Origin of the sequence: Citricoccus sp. I39-566 (assembly GCF_031432995.1) — a bacterium.
GTDB lineage: Bacteria > Actinomycetota > Actinomycetes > Actinomycetales > Micrococcaceae > Citricoccus > Citricoccus nitrophenolicus_A.
In genome coordinates, this window is record NZ_CP133842.1 from 765,736 (window position 1) to 780,197 (window position 14,462).

General features: G+C 70.5%; 17 protein-coding genes. 8 read left to right on the top strand and 9 right to left on the bottom strand.

The window, feature by feature from the left end; translation table 11 throughout:
• Positions 1 to 13: 13 nt before the first annotated feature.
• From RE421_RS03620 to RE421_RS03635, 4 genes are all read right to left on the bottom strand, one after another.
• A complete protein-coding gene (locus tag RE421_RS03620) occupies positions 14 to 1,621 on the bottom strand; it encodes a hypothetical protein (protein ID WP_309814446.1) in 1,608 nt (535 codons plus the stop codon).
• Positions 1,618 to 2,025, bottom strand: coding sequence for a hypothetical protein (locus RE421_RS03625; protein ID WP_309814451.1), 408 nt, complete (start codon positions 2,023 to 2,025; stop codon positions 1,618 to 1,620). The genes RE421_RS03620 and RE421_RS03625 overlap by 4 nt, the downstream gene beginning before the upstream one ends.
• Positions 2,026 to 2,136: 111 nt before the next feature.
• Positions 2,137 to 2,994: a hypothetical protein gene (locus RE421_RS03630; RefSeq protein WP_309814454.1), complete on the bottom strand. Its 858-nt coding sequence runs from the start codon at positions 2,992 to 2,994 to the stop codon at positions 2,137 to 2,139.
• 11 nt (positions 2,995 to 3,005) lie between these two features.
• A complete protein-coding gene (locus tag RE421_RS03635) occupies positions 3,006 to 3,824 on the bottom strand; it encodes an exodeoxyribonuclease III (RefSeq protein WP_309814457.1) in 819 nt (272 codons plus the stop codon).
• 112 nt (positions 3,825 to 3,936) lie between these two features.
• On the opposite strand from RE421_RS03635, the gene RE421_RS03640 reads away from it, so the two are divergent.
• The 3 genes from RE421_RS03640 to RE421_RS03650 are packed head-to-tail and all read left to right on the top strand — an operon-like array spanning position 3,937 to position 6,229.
• Positions 3,937 to 4,344 carry a GntR family transcriptional regulator gene (locus RE421_RS03640; RefSeq protein WP_396134572.1) on the top strand — a complete coding sequence of 136 codons (408 nt, stop codon included), beginning with the start codon at positions 3,937 to 3,939 and terminating at the stop codon, positions 4,342 to 4,344.
• A gap of 8 nt (positions 4,345 to 4,352) precedes the next feature.
• A complete protein-coding gene (locus RE421_RS03645) occupies positions 4,353 to 5,444 on the top strand; it encodes an ABC transporter ATP-binding protein (protein ID WP_309814459.1) in 1,092 nt (363 codons plus the stop codon).
• A complete protein-coding gene (locus RE421_RS03650) occupies positions 5,441 to 6,229 on the top strand; it encodes a hypothetical protein (protein ID WP_309814462.1) in 789 nt (262 codons plus the stop codon). The genes RE421_RS03645 and RE421_RS03650 overlap by 4 nt, the downstream gene beginning before the upstream one ends.
• Before the next feature lie 57 nt (positions 6,230 to 6,286).
• Here the strand turns inward: RE421_RS03650 and nadE are convergent, their stop codons facing one another.
• The gene (nadE, locus tag RE421_RS03655) at positions 6,287 to 7,108 is read right to left on the bottom strand and encodes an ammonia-dependent NAD(+) synthetase (RefSeq protein WP_309814465.1); all 822 of its coding nucleotides are present in this window, start codon (positions 7,106 to 7,108) and stop codon (positions 6,287 to 6,289) included.
• The gene (locus RE421_RS03660) at positions 7,101 to 7,565 is read right to left on the bottom strand and encodes a MarR family winged helix-turn-helix transcriptional regulator (protein ID WP_309814467.1); all 465 of its coding nucleotides are present in this window, start codon (positions 7,563 to 7,565) and stop codon (positions 7,101 to 7,103) included. The genes nadE and RE421_RS03660 overlap by 8 nt, the downstream gene beginning before the upstream one ends.
• A gap of 60 nt (positions 7,566 to 7,625) precedes the next feature.
• Between RE421_RS03660 and pyrE the strand changes: the two genes are divergently transcribed.
• Positions 7,626 to 8,189 (top strand): orotate phosphoribosyltransferase, encoded by a 564-nt coding sequence (gene pyrE / locus RE421_RS03665; RefSeq protein ID WP_309814471.1) that lies wholly within the window; start codon positions 7,626 to 7,628, stop codon positions 8,187 to 8,189.
• A gap of 99 nt (positions 8,190 to 8,288) precedes the next feature.
• On the opposite strand, the gene RE421_RS03670 is transcribed toward pyrE, so the two are convergent.
• Positions 8,289 to 9,323 (bottom strand): magnesium and cobalt transport protein CorA, encoded by a 1,035-nt coding sequence (locus RE421_RS03670; RefSeq protein ID WP_309814473.1) that lies wholly within the window; start codon positions 9,321 to 9,323, stop codon positions 8,289 to 8,291.
• A 41-nt stretch (positions 9,324 to 9,364) separates the two neighbouring features.
• Between RE421_RS03670 and RE421_RS03675 the strand changes: the two genes are divergently transcribed.
• The 4 genes from RE421_RS03675 to RE421_RS03690 all read left to right on the top strand — a co-directional run bounded on the left by RE421_RS03675 (position 9,365) and on the right by RE421_RS03690 (position 12,013).
• Positions 9,365 to 9,694: a hypothetical protein gene (locus RE421_RS03675; protein ID WP_309814476.1), complete on the top strand. Its 330-nt coding sequence runs from the start codon at positions 9,365 to 9,367 to the stop codon at positions 9,692 to 9,694.
• 86 nt (positions 9,695 to 9,780) lie between these two features.
• The gene (locus RE421_RS03680) at positions 9,781 to 10,446 is read left to right on the top strand and encodes a TrmH family RNA methyltransferase (protein WP_396134631.1); all 666 of its coding nucleotides are present in this window, start codon (positions 9,781 to 9,783) and stop codon (positions 10,444 to 10,446) included.
• A gap of 137 nt (positions 10,447 to 10,583) precedes the next feature.
• Positions 10,584 to 11,606, top strand: coding sequence for a class II fructose-bisphosphate aldolase (gene fbaA, locus RE421_RS03685; protein WP_309814478.1), 1,023 nt, complete (start codon positions 10,584 to 10,586; stop codon positions 11,604 to 11,606).
• 53 nt (positions 11,607 to 11,659) lie between these two features.
• Entirely contained in the window at positions 11,660 to 12,013 is a 354-nt protein-coding gene (locus RE421_RS03690) for a hypothetical protein (RefSeq protein ID WP_309814482.1), read from the top strand.
• A gap of 30 nt (positions 12,014 to 12,043) precedes the next feature.
• On the opposite strand, the gene RE421_RS03695 is transcribed toward RE421_RS03690, so the two are convergent.
• Together RE421_RS03695 and RE421_RS03700 are read right to left on the bottom strand one after the other, a co-directional pair.
• On the bottom strand, positions 12,044 to 13,684 hold the full coding sequence (locus tag RE421_RS03695) for an ABC transporter permease subunit (RefSeq protein WP_309814485.1): 1,641 nt from the start codon (positions 13,682 to 13,684) through the stop codon (positions 12,044 to 12,046).
• The gene (locus RE421_RS03700) at positions 13,681 to 14,460 is read right to left on the bottom strand and encodes a phosphonate ABC transporter ATP-binding protein (protein ID WP_309814488.1); all 780 of its coding nucleotides are present in this window, start codon (positions 14,458 to 14,460) and stop codon (positions 13,681 to 13,683) included. The genes RE421_RS03695 and RE421_RS03700 overlap by 4 nt, the downstream gene beginning before the upstream one ends.
• Between the last annotated feature and the right edge of the window lie 2 nt (positions 14,461 to 14,462).

A 14,462-nucleotide genomic window follows, 5' to 3' on the forward strand; every position in this document is an offset into this window, starting at 1 on the left:
CTTCCGTTTCGGCTCACCAGCCGAACAACTTCTTACCGATACTCGTCGCGACATCCCCGACGCCCTCAACCACAGCCTTGCCGGCGTTCCCGATGGCCTTGCCGGCGTCCCCGAACGCCTTGTCGGCGCCGCCCTGACGCCAGTCGTTGATGAATTCGCCAGCAGCAGCCCCGACCTTACCCCCGACGTAGTCGCCGACCACGCCGCCGACGAAACCTCCGACGGCCGCGCCCACTCCTGGGATGGGGATCAGCGCCTGGCCTACGGCGGCACCGGCAGCACGGCCGACCACGCCGCCGACCACCTTGCCGGCGTTCTCGGCTGTGCCCTCGATGGCAGTCGAGGTGATGGCCTCGTTGCGGATCTCCTCAGGAGAGCCGTTCGGGTTCTCCCGCAGCGCTTCGTTGTAGTTGTTGCCGTAGGACTCGTAGTACGTGGCCCCCATGTCCAGGACCCCGAGGACCTTTCCGCCGTTCTTGACGACCGGATTCTCCCCGACTTTCTTGAAGAAGTCATTGGCCTTGTCGAACTTTCCCATCTGGGACCGGATCTTCTCCGGAACCAGATAGGAACGCCTGCCGCCGACGTTCACCTCGACCTTCCACTTTCCGTTGACCTTCTTGACCGAGTTGAGGCTGACGAACTTGCCGACCCTGGTGTTCTTCAGCTTGTCCAACTGATTCAGGACCGTGGTGGGCAGGGCCGCCATCAGCATGCCCTTGTAGACGTCGGCAGTATGGGACATCTTGGTGATGCCCCTCTCGTACCACGCGTCCATCGCCTTGACGGCCTGCAGGTCCGTGAAGTCCGCGGGATCGGGGATCCTGTTCTTGAACCAGTCGGGGGCCTTGTTCAACCAGGTGCCCTCCGTGTGTACGGCCTTCCAGCCGGGGACACCGTCCTTGACGAAATCCGAGAGTGTGGTGACATCGGCTCGCCAGAGGAACCGCATGCGGCCCTGACCGGCTCCACGGAAGGCGGCACCGCGCTCGGACCACGTGGCGGCCAGCTCGTAGGACTTCTGGATGAGCTTGATGTTCGCCGCGACGTTTGCGGGTTGGTCCTTGACCACCGCCGGAGTGGCCGCTTCGATAGCCGCGACGCAGGTATCGATAAATCCCTCGTACTCCTCCTGAGCGTTGTAGAGGTCCGTCTCGAGGACGGCACGGCGGGTCTCCGTCCGCGTGGTCGGCAGGACGCTTCCATCGTCGATGGCCTCGGACTTCTGCGAGGCGGTGTACTCGGTGGCGGGCAGCGCGTTGTATTCGTCCACGCGCTCCTTGAGCCTCTGGTGTGTGGTCTTGAACCCGACGACGGCGTCGCCGTAGGCGTCCATGGCGGTCTTGATGTCGTCGATGCCGTCGACCACGGCGGACCCGAGCGGTTCCACCATGTCCCGGAGGGCCGTCACGGTGGTGGCCATGTCCGGCTCGGGAATCTGGAAACTCTCAGGCAGGGAGCCCCACGTGTTGTTGGTCTCGACGTAGGCGTCGTCCATCGTGGTCCCGTGGGTGGCGTAGCCCTGGGCCGCCGTCTTGATGGCCTCCCCGTCCGGAAGCGGGTCGGGGAGGAAGGACGTGAACATGATGCCCGCGTGGCTGGGTCCGAGGGGAGTGGTCACCAGGAGGTCTCCTCTTTGCCTTGGTCGCCGGTGGAATCGGTGGCGCTGTAGTCAGGGACATTGTCATACTTCTGGGCCTCGTCGACCATGTCTCGGACGGCGCTGGACTGGGCGTCCTCTGACATGGTGGTATCGGCGTTGTCGTAGATGTTGATGACGTTGTCCGTGGTGCTGAAGATGTTGTCAGCGGTCTCGATCATCGTCACCACGAAGGGGCGCTGAAAGGTCGTATAGGAGTCCTTCAGCGCCTGCGTGATCTTGTCCTCGTCGGCCGCGGAGGCCACCGCATCGCCGGTGGCCTCGAGTTTGTTCTCCATGCCGTCGAGGTCTTGGAATCGGTTGCGCGCCGAGGTGACGATCCCGCGTGCCGCCTCCGCGGAGATGTTGTAGTCACTGAATGCCATGGTGGTCGACTCCCTCGACGACGGCCCGGAGGCCACTTGATCACGTAAGGCCTATTACAGCGTGACTGATGCCGTTCCGCGATGGGGAGAACTCCCCATGTGGTCCGGTGCTCAGCTGGCGCGGCCCAATTGCCGCACCGGCAGCCACCGGCGCACCATCCGGTGATTGGCCACCACGGCAGACTCCGCGTCGCCCTCCTCGAGTGATTCGATCGCGGTGCGGACGTCGAACGGGGAGTCGTCCGGCCACACCAGCCGCGCCAGGCCGCCGTAGTCCAGCTCCACCACGGAGTCCGGGTGGAAGGACTCGAGCCAGGCGACCAGCAGGGTCAGGTCATGCAGGAGGTCCATGTCCGGTGCGTGCAGGGACAGCACGACGGCGGCGTGCCGGGCCCGCTCCAGGGCCAGTTCCAGCGGGACGGTGATACGCACGGTGTCCGGGGCGGCCGGGTCCCCGAGCACGCTCACCCGGTCCTGCTCCTGGACCAGGGCGAACCATCCGGCCGGCACTCCCCACACCGCGGTCCGGGTATGCACCTGGTGCAGCTCCTCGGCGTCCGTGAACTCCAGCCGCTCGGCCAGCCGCTCCGCATTGGCCCGGCGGGCCGCCTCGGGGACCAGCTGGTCGAAGATCTGAGGCCGCAGCGACTCAGTGAGCTGCTCGGCCGCGAGCTCGCAGCGCAGCGCCATCTCGTCCGGGCAGAAGTACTCGGAGACGGGCGTGCCGGTGTCCCCTCTGCGCTGACCGCCGTCCCCGGCCGGGGCCGGGACCCTCAGCACCCGGACCAGGTCGCGTCCGTGCGGGAACGGGTCGGTGACGTCCCGGAGCAGGCGGCGCCGGGCGCGCCGGGCGGCCTCGCTCTCCGTCTCCGCCCGCGAACGGCCACGGGCCCGCTGGTACCGGGCCTGGACGGCGTCGGGGAAGGCGGCGAGGGGCTGGTAGACGCGTAGCTCGGACTGGTACTGCATGCCCGGCCGGCTCAGGCCCCGAGGTCCACGACCACGGGAGCGTGGTCCGAGGCGCCCTTGCCCTTGCGCTCCTCGCGGTCGATCCAGGCGTCCGTGACGGAGGCGGCGAGGGCGGGCGAGGCCAGGACGAAGTCGATGCGCATGCCCTCCTTCTTGGGGAAGCGCAGCTGGGTGTAGTCCCAGTAGGTGTAGACGCCGGGCCCGGGGTGGCGGGGGCGGACCACGTCCTGGAAGCCGGCCTCCTCGAAGGCGTGGAAAGCGGCGCGCTCCGCGGGAGAGACGTGCGTGAGGCCCTCGTCGAGGAAGAGCTGCATGTCCCAGACGTCCTCGTCCTGCGGGGCGATGTTCCAGTCACCGGTCAGGGCCAGGCGCAAGGACGGGTCGGCCGCGAGGTCTGCCGCCGCCTGCTCCTTCAGCACGTGGAGCCACTGCAGCTTGTACGGCATGTGCTCGTCCTGCAGGCCCCGGCCGTTCGGCACGTAGAGCGACCACAGGCGCACGGCCTCCTCGCCCGAGCCCACGGTGGCGGCGATCGCTCGGGCCTCCTGGACCGGGTCCACCCCGCCCTTGCCGAAGGCCGGCTGGCCGGCGAAGGTGCGCTGCACGTCCGCCAGTCCCACCCGGGAGGCGATGGCGACGCCATTCCACTGGGAGAAGCCGAAGTGGGCGACCTCGTAGTCCATACGCTCGAAGAGCTCCCAGGGGAAGTTCTCGTCCTTGCACTTGGTCTCCTGGATGGCCAGGACGTCCACATCGGTGCGCTCGAGCCAGGACTCGACGCGGTCGGCACGCGCGCGGAGGGAGTTCACATTCCAGGTGGCGATCTTCACCCCGCCAGCCTAACGAACCTCCGGCAGGGGGTTTACAGGAGGGCGTCGAGGCCGCTAGGTTAGTTACATCAGTAATGAACCAACGTACTAACGGACCCCGAAGGAGCGCCGCATGGAGATGGACGCCTCGCAGCCGATCTTCCGCCAGCTGGCGCTGCGGATCGAGCAGGGGATCGTGGACGGAACCTATCCGGAGGAGACCCAGGTCCCCTCCACCACCGAGTTCTCGGCCTTCCTGCGGATCAATCCGGCCACCGCGAACAAGGGGATCAACCTGCTGGTGGATGCGGGAATCCTCTACAAGAAGCGGGGGATCGGCATGTTCGTGGCCCACGGGGCCCGGCAGCAGCTGCTCAGCTCGCGGCGCGAGGCCTTCACCCAGCAGTACATCCACCCGCTCCTCGCCGAAGCGGCCCGACTGGAGATCACGCCGGAGGACCTGTCCGGGATGATCCGCCGTACCGCCGCCGAGAGCGCACCCATCCCGGACCTCACCTCCACCGCCCCACCCACCCTGTAGGGGGAATCATGCCCGCCAGATCCGTCCCACCCGTCGTGTCCGTCCCGGACACCCCGACCCGGTCGCACACCCAGAATGGCCCCGCCTCCCCTCCCGGCACCACCGGCGCAGCGGGCGGTGACCGGGCCGCCGTCGCCCTCGGCCAGGCCGCCCTGCCGATGTCCGCCGGCCAGCCGCTGAACCCGGAGGCCGCCGTGAGCGTGCGCGGACTGCGCAAGTCCTTCGGCCGCAAGGACATCCTCCACGGCCTGGACTTCGACATCCCCGCGGATTCGATCGTCGGCCTGCTGGGCCGCAACGGCGCCGGCAAGACCACCGCCCTGTCCATCCTCTCCGGCCAGGACCCCGCCACGGACGGCGAGGTCTCGGTGCTGGGCAGGAGCCCCTTCGAGGACGCCACCACGGCCTCGCGCCTGTGCTTCGCCCGGGAGAACCAGAAGTACCCGGAGTCCTTCAAGGCCTCCCACGTGCTGAGGTCCGCACCGTGGTTCTTCGAGCACTGGGACCAGGGCTTCGCCGAGCGGCTGGTACGGATGTTCCGGCTGCCGGTCGAGACCAAGATCCAGAAGCTCTCCCGCGGCCAGCTCTCCGCCGTGGCGATCGTGGTCGGACTGGCCGCCCGCGCACCGCTGACCTTCTTCGACGAGCCCTACCTGGGCCTGGACGCCACGGCCCGCCAGCTGTTCTACGACGTGATGCTGCAGGACTACCTGGAGCATCCGCGCACCATCGTCATGTCCACCCACCTCATCGACGAGGCGGCGGACCTACTGGAGAAGGTCCTCGTGATCGACGACGGCCGGATCCTGCTGGACGCCGACGCGGACACGGCGCGCACCGCCGCCTTCTCGCTCTCCGGGCCGGCGGCCGCCGTCGGGCAGGTCTCGGCCGGGTGGACCGCCCTGAACGAGCGTCGGATCGGCGGGCTCCTGTCCGTCACCCTCGCCGGCCAGCCGGACCCCGGCCTGGCGGCCGCCGCCGCCGAGCACCACCTCGAGATCGGTCCCGTGGGGCTGCAGGACCTGGTGGCCGCGATCGGCTCCCGGCCCACCGACACCCTGGGCGGCTCCGCCGCCGAAACCTCCAAGGAGCAACGATGAGTACCGCGACCCTCGCCCACACCGGGGACCTCCCGGGAACCGCCGCCCGCGGGCGGCACGGCTCGAACCCCATTCTGCGCGTGGTCCGGCTGCACTTCGTGGACCGCATGCAGATGATCTGGGTACCGATCATCATGCTGGCCTCCGTGGCCGCCCTCTGCGTGGTCATCATGGTGGTGCTACAGGCCTTCACCCCCGGCACCGCCGAGGAGCTCTCGGAGGGCTTCCGCTACAACCAGGCCGCCCTGTGGTCCTGGCCCGGATTCATCGTGACGATCGGCGTGTACGCCTACGCCCGCACCATGCCCTTCGCCATCGGCATGATGGGGTCCACCCGGCGCCACTACTGGGCCGGGACCGCGCTGTGGATCCTGGTGGAGTCCGTCTACCTCTCCGCCCTCGTGGGGGTCTTCCTGCTGCTGGAGCAGGCCACCGGCCACTGGTTCACGGGCGCCCGGATGTTCGATGTGTACGCGCTCGGGAACGGCCACCTGGGGCTCACGCTGCTGCTGAGCTTCGCCATGGCCGCGGCCTGCCTCTCCGTGGGTGCCGGGCTGGCGGCGGTCTACCTCCGCTGGGGCCAATACGGGGTCATGGCCGGGATCGCCGCGATCCTGGTGATCGTCCTCGGGACGCTGGCCCTGGTGCTGGCCTCCGACCTGGACGTGGCGACCTTCTTCACCACGAACCTCATCGAGAAGGCCTCGGCACTGCTACTGGTGATCGCCGCCCTTGCCACCGCGGTCTCCTGGGTGGTCATGCGGCGCGTCCCGGTAGGGCGCTGACGCACCGAGCCGTGACGCACCGAGCCGCCGGACCGTGAGGTCCGGCGGCTCAGTGCGTCAGCGCCACCAGGAGTCGAGGATCGTCACCGGGGTGGTGCGCTTGTGCCGGGAGCGCAGGTAGATCGACTCCAGCTTCCTCGCGGCCTCCTCCGGGATGACCCGGCCCTCGAGGTAGTCGTCGATCGTGTCATAGTCCAGGCCCAGCTCGTCCTCGTCGGTCTGGCCCGGCTTGCCGTCCAACAGGTCGGCCGTCGGGACCTTGGCCCACAGCCGCTCGGGCGCCCCGAGGTGCTGGAGCAGGGCGCGGTTCTGGCGCTTGTTCAGCCCGAACAGCGGCAACACGTCGGCGCCGCCGTCGCCGTACTTGGTGAAGAACCCGGTGACGGACTCCGCGGCCTGGTCCGTGCCGATCACCAGGAGACCCTGGCCCCCGGCCACCGCATACTGGGCCACCATGCGCACGCGCGCCTTGACGTTGCCCTTGTTGAAGTCGGAGATCCGCTCGCCGGTGGCCGTGGCGAACTCGGCCTCGAATCCGTCCACGGCCGGGGCGATGTCATAGGTGACGGCGGTGGCGCCGCCGATGAACTCCAGGGCCGCCTGGGCGTCCTCCTCGTCATGCTGCACGTTGTAGGGGAGCCGGACCGGGACGAAGGTGGCGTCGGCACCCTCCGCTCGGGCACTCTCGACCGCCAGCTGGGCCAGCCGGCCCGCCAACGTGGAGTCCAGGCCGCCGGAGATGCCGAGGACGAACCCCCGGGCTCCCGCCGACCGCAGGTAGTCCTTCAGGAAGGCCACCCGCTCGGCGACCTCGGTGGCCGGATCGATCTCCGGCCTGACACCCATCTCGGCGATGATCGCCCGTTGAAGTTCACGCATGGGACCAGCCTAGGTTCCCGGCCATGGTCCGCAGGGAACCGACCACCACGCGGTACTCGTCCTCGCTGATCCCCTCCGTGATCTCCGCCCGCAGCTCCTCCACCACGGCGGCCACGCGCTCGCCGGAGATCCTTCCGGTGCTGGTGAGCGTGTACAGCTCGCCCTCCGCGACGAGCCAGCCGGACTCGACGAGCTCGTCGAGGTGCTCCTCCACCGTCCGGGGGCCCTCCTCGGTGGCGGCCGCCGCGGGGGCCAGGGATCCCCCGAGCTCCTCGGTGGTCTGGGGGCGCTCGGTCAGGGCGTTCATCAGCTGCCACTGGGCGCGCGTCAGCCCGTGTTCGGCCAGGGACTCGTTGACGCGACTGGTCAGCAGCGAGTCCACGAGGGTGATCCAGTAGCTGAGCATCTGTTCGGCGGAACGGCTGGAGGGGGCGTCCTGATCGGTGGCGTCACTCATGCCACCACCCTAGGAGCGCACCGGCGGAGAATCCAGAGGCGGGGAATCTAGGATGGTGCCATGACTTCACAGACCCAGGACCGTGCCCGCCTACTGGAACTGATCAGGGAATTGGCCGTGGTCAGGGGCCGGGTGACGCTGTCCTCCGGCCAGGAGGCCGACTACTACATCGACCTGCGCCGCATCACCCTGCACCACGAGGCCGCCCCACTGGTGGGCCGCGTCATGCTGGCCCTGCTGGACGAGGCCGGGGTCGGTGCCGAGGCGGTGGGCGGGCTGACCATGGGTGCGGACCCTGTGGGTACCGCCATGCTCCACGAGGCCGGCCGCCAGGGGCGCAGCCTGGACGCCTTCGTGGTGCGCAAGGCCCAGAAGTCCTACGGCATGGGCCGTCAGGTGGAGGGGCCGGCCGTGGAGGGACGCCCCGTGGTGGTCCTCGAGGACACCTCCACCACGGGCGGCTCCGCCCTGACCGCCGTGGAGGGCGTGCGCGCGGCCGGCGGGGACGTGCGGGCCGTGGCCGTGATCGTGGACCGGGACACCGGCGCGGCCGAGCGGATCGAGGCGGAGGCCGGCGTGCGGTACCTCTACGCCTTCGGCAAGGACGAGATCGGCCTCGACTAACCGCGGTGACGAGCACGACACGCGTCGACCGCACCGGCGTGTTTCGACATCGGGCGTGCTCGTGACCCGGGATGTCGGGTCATGGCGGAGGCGGGCGGGCTACAGCCAGTCGTTCTTGCGGAACAGCACGAACAGCACCACGGCCACGGCCAGCATCAGCGCCAGGGCGAAGGGGTAGCCCCAGAGCCAGTGCAGCTCCGGCATGGTGTCGAAGTTCATGCCGTAGATCGAGCCCACCAGCTGCGGGGCGAAGATGATGGCCGCCCACGAGGAGATCCGCTTGACCTGCTCGTTCTGGGCCACGGAGGTCTCAGCGAGCTTCTTCGAGGTCAGCGTGGAGTCCAGCTCCAAGGCGTGCTCCAGCATGGTCCGCATGGCCATGACCCGCTCGTTCAGGTGCACGGTGTGGTCATGGACGTCCCGGAGCTTGCGGACCACCTCGATCTGGTCCGGCCGCCCCGACTGCTCCGGCCGGCCAGTGGCGCCCACGTCCCCGCCGAGCGCCTCGATCAGGGTCTCCAGCATGTGCGGCAGGGACCGGATGGCCCGCTGGAAGTTCACCACCTCGCGGGAGAGCTCGTAGATACGGCGGGAGACGTGGCCGTCCCCGGCGAAGATCTGGTCCTCGATCTCGGCGATGTCGTTGTCCAGGCCGTCGGCCACGGGGAAGTAGTCGTCCACCACGGAGTCGAGGATCCCGTGCACCACGGCGGAGGTGCCGGCGGCCAGCCGGCTGGGCCGGTCCTCCTCCAGGTGGCGCCGGACGCGGGAGAGGTCCGGGACCTCGGAGTGGCGGACCGTGACCACGAAATGGGGCCCCACGAACACGTCGAGCTCCCCGAACTCCACGGTCTCGGTCTCGTCCAGGTACCGGGCCGGGATCAGCACCAGGAACCGGTCGTCGTCATAGTGCTCGAGCTTGGCCCGCTGGCCGCCGGCCAGGGCGTCCTCCACGGCGAGCTCGTGCAGGTTGAGCTCGTTCGCCACCGCCTGCAGCTCCTCCTCGTCCGGGCGGTACAGGCCCACCCAGGCCATCCCGCCGATCCGCTCGCGCTCCGCGAAGGTCTCCTGCAGGGTGGTGGGGGCCAGGATGCGCCGGCCGTCCTTGTAGATGGCGTTGTCCACGATGGTCACGGGTCCATTGTGCGCCGCCCGCACCGACTAGCGTGGAGGCCATGAGTGAATCCCGTGTCTTCAAGTCCGCCGAGTCCGTCCGCACCGCCCCCGTGGTGGCGCTTGGCCTGATCGGCGGCTACCTGACGGGACGCGAGACGGGCAACCGGCCCCTCGCCGGCGTCCTGCTCGCCGCGGCCGGTGCCTACGCGGGCCGCACGTGGGCCGCGCAGGGCGGCGCCGCCACCACCGTGGCGCTCTCCGCCCTGTACCTCGGTGGCTTCGGTGCCTCCCACCCGCTCGCGAAGAGGATCGGGCCCTGGCCCGCGGTCCTGACCGTCACGGCGGCCTCGGCGCTCGCCTCCTGGGCGCTCGTCGACCGCAAGCAGTGAGGCCCGACGCCGGCCCGGTCACCCCGGGTGCGCCGGTGACGGATCCGGAGGTGCCGGGGACCCCGGAGACCCCGGGGGCACCCGGGGTGACCGCGCAGGAGGAGCCGGGGGCCGGCGTCGTGCCCGGGGTGGAGACCGGGCCCGAGCGCGAGGTGGGCGTGGGGCCCTGGGAGGGTGAGTGGCCGGACGGGGAGCACTGGGACCCCGAGCTGCTGCGGGCCGGCGACCGGCGCAATGTGGCCGACGAGTTCCGCTACTGGTCCCTTGAGGCGATCGTGGCCGAGCTGGACACCCGGCGCCACCCCTTCCACGTGGCGATCGAGAATTGGCAGCACGACCTGAACATCGGCACCGTGGTGCGCACCGCCAACGCCTTCAACGCCGCCGGGGTGCACATCATCGGCCGGCGACGATGGAACCGCCGCGGGGCCATGGTCACGGACCGCTACCTGCACGTGCACCATCACCCGACCGTGGAGGACTTCACGGCGTGGGCGGCCGCCGAGTCGCTGGCGGTGATCGGGGTGGACCTCTTCGACGACTCCGTGCCGCTGGAGACGTTCGAGCTGCCCGAACGGTGCGTGCTGGTGTTCGGACAGGAGGGGCCGGGGCTGTCCGACCAGGTCCACGCGGCGGCGCAGGCCACGCTGTCGATCGCACAGTTCGGCTCCACCCGGTCGATCAACGCGGGCGTGGCCGCGGGCATCGCGATGCACGCGTGGATCCGCCGCCACGCCTTCGGCCAGCGTTGAGATTCGGCGCTGGATTCAGAGGCGCCAGCAGGAGTCCAGCGGCGGGGTGCGGCCGGGCGGATGGATAGGATGGACGAGGACAGGGCCGACCACCGTGGCCCGCTGCCACCAGACGCCCCGACCGCCAAGGAGCCGCAATGCCCATCGCTTCCCCGGACAAGTACGCCGAGATGATCGACTCCGCCAAGAACGGCGGCTACGCCTACCCGGCCATCAACGTCACGAGCTCCCAGACGCTCAACGCGGCGATCCGGGGCTTCGCGGAGGCCGGTTCCGACGGCATCATCCAGGCCTCCACGGGCGGCGCGGCCTACTTCTCCGGCTCCTCCGTCAAGGACATGGTCACCGGCTCGCTGGCGATGGTGGCCTTCGCCCGCGAGGTGGCCAAGAACTACGGCGTCAACATCGCCCTGCACACGGACCACTGCCCGCAGGACAAGCTGGACGGCTTCGTCCTGCCGTTGCTGGACGCCTCTGAGGCCGAGGTCAAGGCCGGACGCGACCCGTTCTTCAACTCCCACATGTGGGACGGCTCCGCCGAGCCCCTCGAGGAGAACCTGCGCATCGGCCGCGAGCTGCTGGCCCGCACCCATGCCAACCGGCAGATCCTCGAGGTCGAGATCGGCGTGGTCGGCGGCGAGGAGGACGGCGTGGCGCATGAGATCAATGACAAGCTCTACACCTCCGTGGCGGACGGGTTGGCCACCATCGAGGCCCTCGGCGCCGGCGAGCACGGCCGGTACATCACGGCCCTGACCTTCGGGAACGTGCACGGCGTCTACAAGCCCGGCAACGTCAAGCTGCGCCCGGAGATCCTGGACGAGATCCAGCGCGAGGTCGGGGCGAAGATCGGCCGGGACCGCCCCTTCGACCTCGTCTTCCACGGCGGCTCCGGCTCCACCGCCCAGGAGATCGCGGATGCCGTCTCCTACGGCGTCATCAAGATGAACGTGGACACGGACACCCAGTACGCCTTCACCCGCCCCGTGGTGACCCACATGTTCCAGAACTACGATGGCGTGCTGAGGATCGACGGCGAGGTCGGCAACAAGAAGATGTACGATCCGCGCACCTGGGGCGCGAAGGCCGAGGAGTCCATGGCCGACCGCGTGGTCCAGGCCTGCCAGGCTCTGGGCTCCGCGGGCCAGTCCATCAAGTGACCGGTGCCCCTCGGGCCCGCCCGGCCCGGACCGGCTGACGGAAGGAAGTCACCATGCCGTGGTTCGCATGGATCGCCATCATCGCCATCCTGGTCTGGGGCGGCCTCTCGGTCTTCAGTATGGTCACGGGCCGTCCTCTCCCGGGCTCTGATGCTGAGGGCAAGGCTGATCCGAAGGAGCTCGAGGCGCTGAGGAAGCGCATCGAGGCGCTGGAATCGGGCCAGGTCAAGCCGGAGCTGGAGCGGCGCATCGACCGCATCGAGGCCAAGGTGGAGAAGCGCGAGATCCGGGACAACGAGCACGACGCCTGGGAGCGTCAGGCCAAGAGGCTGGGTCTGGACTCCGCCGGGGGCGGCGAGGAGGAGCGCGACGGCGGGACGTCCGGTTCCGCGCGGCCGCGCGGCTGAGCCACGCCCCGGGCGGGACGGGGTGCCGCCTCAGCGCAGCGTGCGCCGCACGGCGGTGCTGACCAGGTCCACCAGGGCCGAGAGCACGATCAGCGTCAGCACGGTGCCGGCCATGCCCCCGTAGCCGAAGGCGACCCGTTGGTCCTCCAGCAGGCGGCCGAGCCCGCCGGCACCCACCACGCCGACCACCACCGTCTCCCGCATCGCCACCTCCCAGCGGTACAGCCCATAGGAGAGGAACCGCCCGCCCGCCGGTGGCACGATCCCGTAGGCGAAGGCACTCAGCGCCGGGGCCCCGGAGGCGACCAGGTGGTCGTGGGCGCGGCGGTCCAGGTTCTCCACCACCTCCGCGCAGAGGCGGCCGAGGATGCCGAAGTTGTAGGCGGCCAGCGCCAGCGCCCCGGGCAGCGGGCCCGGCAGGAGCAGGAACAGCGCCAGCAGGGCCCACACCGGGGGCGGCAGGGACCGGGTGAACAGCAGCAGCCACCGCGCCGCGACCCCGGCCGCGCGGCGGACCGGTCCGCCGCCGTCCCGGGCCGCGAGGAAGGCCGTGGCCACCGCCGCGAGTCCGGCGAGGGTGGCGGCCACGAGGGACATCTGCAGGGTCTCCACCGAGTCCTCCGCCAGGCGCGCCCAGCCGCCGTCCGGCAGGGCCGGCGGCCAGAGCTCGTCCACCAGGCCAGTGAGCAGCCTGGCGGTCCGGGCCGAGAAGACCCGCGCCAGGTCCGCTCCCAGGTGCACCAGGGCGGCCACGGCGAGCCCTGCCGCGAGCAGCATCGACCCGCGGACGCGCATCCGCCCGCCCGAGCCGCGCAGTCCCGCGCCCCACCGGTCCACCACGGCGCCGAGCAGGACCAGGACGAGGACCTGGGTCCAGACCTCGGAGTGCCGGGCCCCGGAGAAGCTCAGCACCAGCTCGAAGCCGATCCCGCCGGCGCCCACCATGCCGAGGATGACGGCGGAGCGCACCGCACACTCGAACCGGTAGAAGGCGTAGGAGGCCAGATCGGGCAGCGCGAGCGGGAACACGGCGTAGAGCAGGGCGGTGCCGCGGCCGGCGCCCGTGGCGCGGAGGGACTCGAATGGGCCCCGGGCGGACTCGTCGATGATCTCGGCGTAGACCTTGGCCGTGATGGCGCCGAAGGGGATGGCGATCGCGAGCACCCCGACCAAGGGGTCGCGTCCCAGCACGCTGAGCAGCAGCAGCGCCCAGACGGCCTCGTGGATGCCGCGCGGCAGCGCCAGCCCCAGGCGGGTGAACAGCCACCCGGTCCGGCGGAGAGCGCGCCGGGACCGCGAGCCCGAACGGGCGGCCCACCAGGTCTCGGAGGTGAGCACCCCGGCCACCAGGCCCACGGCGACCGCGAGCAGTGTGCCGAGGACCGCGTAGGACAGCGTGGTCAGCGTGGCCTCGGCGATCCTGGCCAGGAAGTCCGCGGAGAGCTCCGGCCGCAGGGCCGCCGCGAAGAAGTCCACGACCATCGGCCATCCCCGGGCATTGACCAAGGGGCCGTCCTCGGCGACCCAGGTGGACACGGACCAGGCCACCACCAGCAGCCAGGCGCCGGCCCAGATCCGCCCGGCACCGGGAATCCGCCACCGCCCGGGCCGGCCCGGGGCCCGGCTCGGTTCCTCCCAGCGGGTCACCGCGGAGACGTCGCCGCGGCTCAACGGTCAGGGTCCAGTTCGTACAGCCGCTCCCTGGCCCGCTCGTCCACCTCGTCGGCGGGCAGGTCGAGGACCACGCGGCCGTGCCGGAGACCCACCACCCGGTCGCAGTGCCGCACGGCGAGGTCGAAGTCGTGGAGGCTGACCACGAGGGTCCGGCGCCGAGGGGACTCCTCCAGGAGGCCGCAGAGCAGGCGCATCACCTCCTCGGCGCGCGCCGGGTCCAGGCTGGAGACCGGCTCGTCGGCGAGGACCAGCTCGGGATCCTGCACGAGCACCCGGGCCAGGGCCACCCGCTGCTGCTCCCCGCCGGAGAGCCGGTCGGTGCGCGAGTGCAGGTGGCCGGCGATCCCCATCCGGGCCAGGGCCTCGCGCGCCTGGTCCACCTGCAGCGGCCGGATCAGGGAGCGCAGGGCCCGCCACGGCCCCCACCGGCCCAGCTGCCCGGCGTTGACGTTGTGCACCACCCGGAGGGGTCCGATCAGGTGCAGCTGCTGGTGCACCGTGCCGATCCGCCGCCGCAGGCGTTTCAGTGCCCGGCCCGAGGCGCGGGCTGGGTCCGATCCCAGCACCTGCACCTCCCCGGAGGAGGGGGCCACGGTGCCGTTGCACAGGCCCAGGAGCGTGGACTTCCCGGCGCCGCTGGGACCCACCAGGGCGACCCGCTCGCCGGGGCGCACCTGCAGGGTGATCCCGTCCACGGCCTGGCGCTGCCCGTAGCTCACCGAGACGTCCCGCAGTGACACGGCGGCCGTCGGGACCGTCCCCGGTGCAGTCATGG

What these genes read in the sequence shown, in the direction of transcription:
- RE421_RS03625 (WP_309814451.1), bottom strand. Translation starts at nt 2,025, where the DNA reads ATGGCATTCAGTGACTACAACATCTCCGCGGAGGCGGCACGCGGGATC.
- RE421_RS03630 (WP_309814454.1), bottom strand. Translation starts at nt 2,994, where the DNA reads ATGCAGTACCAGTCCGAGCTACGCGTCTACCAGCCCCTCGCCGCCTTC.
- RE421_RS03640 (WP_396134572.1), top strand. Translation starts at nt 3,937, where the DNA reads ATGGAGATGGACGCCTCGCAGCCGATCTTCCGCCAGCTGGCGCTGCGG.
- RE421_RS03645 (WP_309814459.1), top strand. Translation starts at nt 4,353, where the DNA reads ATGCCCGCCAGATCCGTCCCACCCGTCGTGTCCGTCCCGGACACCCCG.
- RE421_RS03650 (WP_309814462.1), top strand. Translation starts at nt 5,441, where the DNA reads ATGAGTACCGCGACCCTCGCCCACACCGGGGACCTCCCGGGAACCGCC.
- nadE (WP_309814465.1), bottom strand. Translation starts at nt 7,108, where the DNA reads ATGCGTGAACTTCAACGGGCGATCATCGCCGAGATGGGTGTCAGGCCG.
- RE421_RS03660 (WP_309814467.1), bottom strand. Translation starts at nt 7,565, where the DNA reads ATGAGTGACGCCACCGATCAGGACGCCCCCTCCAGCCGTTCCGCCGAA.
- pyrE (WP_309814471.1), top strand. Translation starts at nt 7,626, where the DNA reads ATGACTTCACAGACCCAGGACCGTGCCCGCCTACTGGAACTGATCAGG.
- RE421_RS03675 (WP_309814476.1), top strand. Translation starts at nt 9,365, where the DNA reads ATGAGTGAATCCCGTGTCTTCAAGTCCGCCGAGTCCGTCCGCACCGCC.
- fbaA (WP_309814478.1), top strand. Translation starts at nt 10,584, where the DNA reads ATGCCCATCGCTTCCCCGGACAAGTACGCCGAGATGATCGACTCCGCC.
- RE421_RS03690 (WP_309814482.1), top strand. Translation starts at nt 11,660, where the DNA reads ATGCCGTGGTTCGCATGGATCGCCATCATCGCCATCCTGGTCTGGGGC.
- RE421_RS03700 (WP_309814488.1), bottom strand. Translation starts at nt 14,460, where the DNA reads ATGACTGCACCGGGGACGGTCCCGACGGCCGCCGTGTCACTGCGGGAC.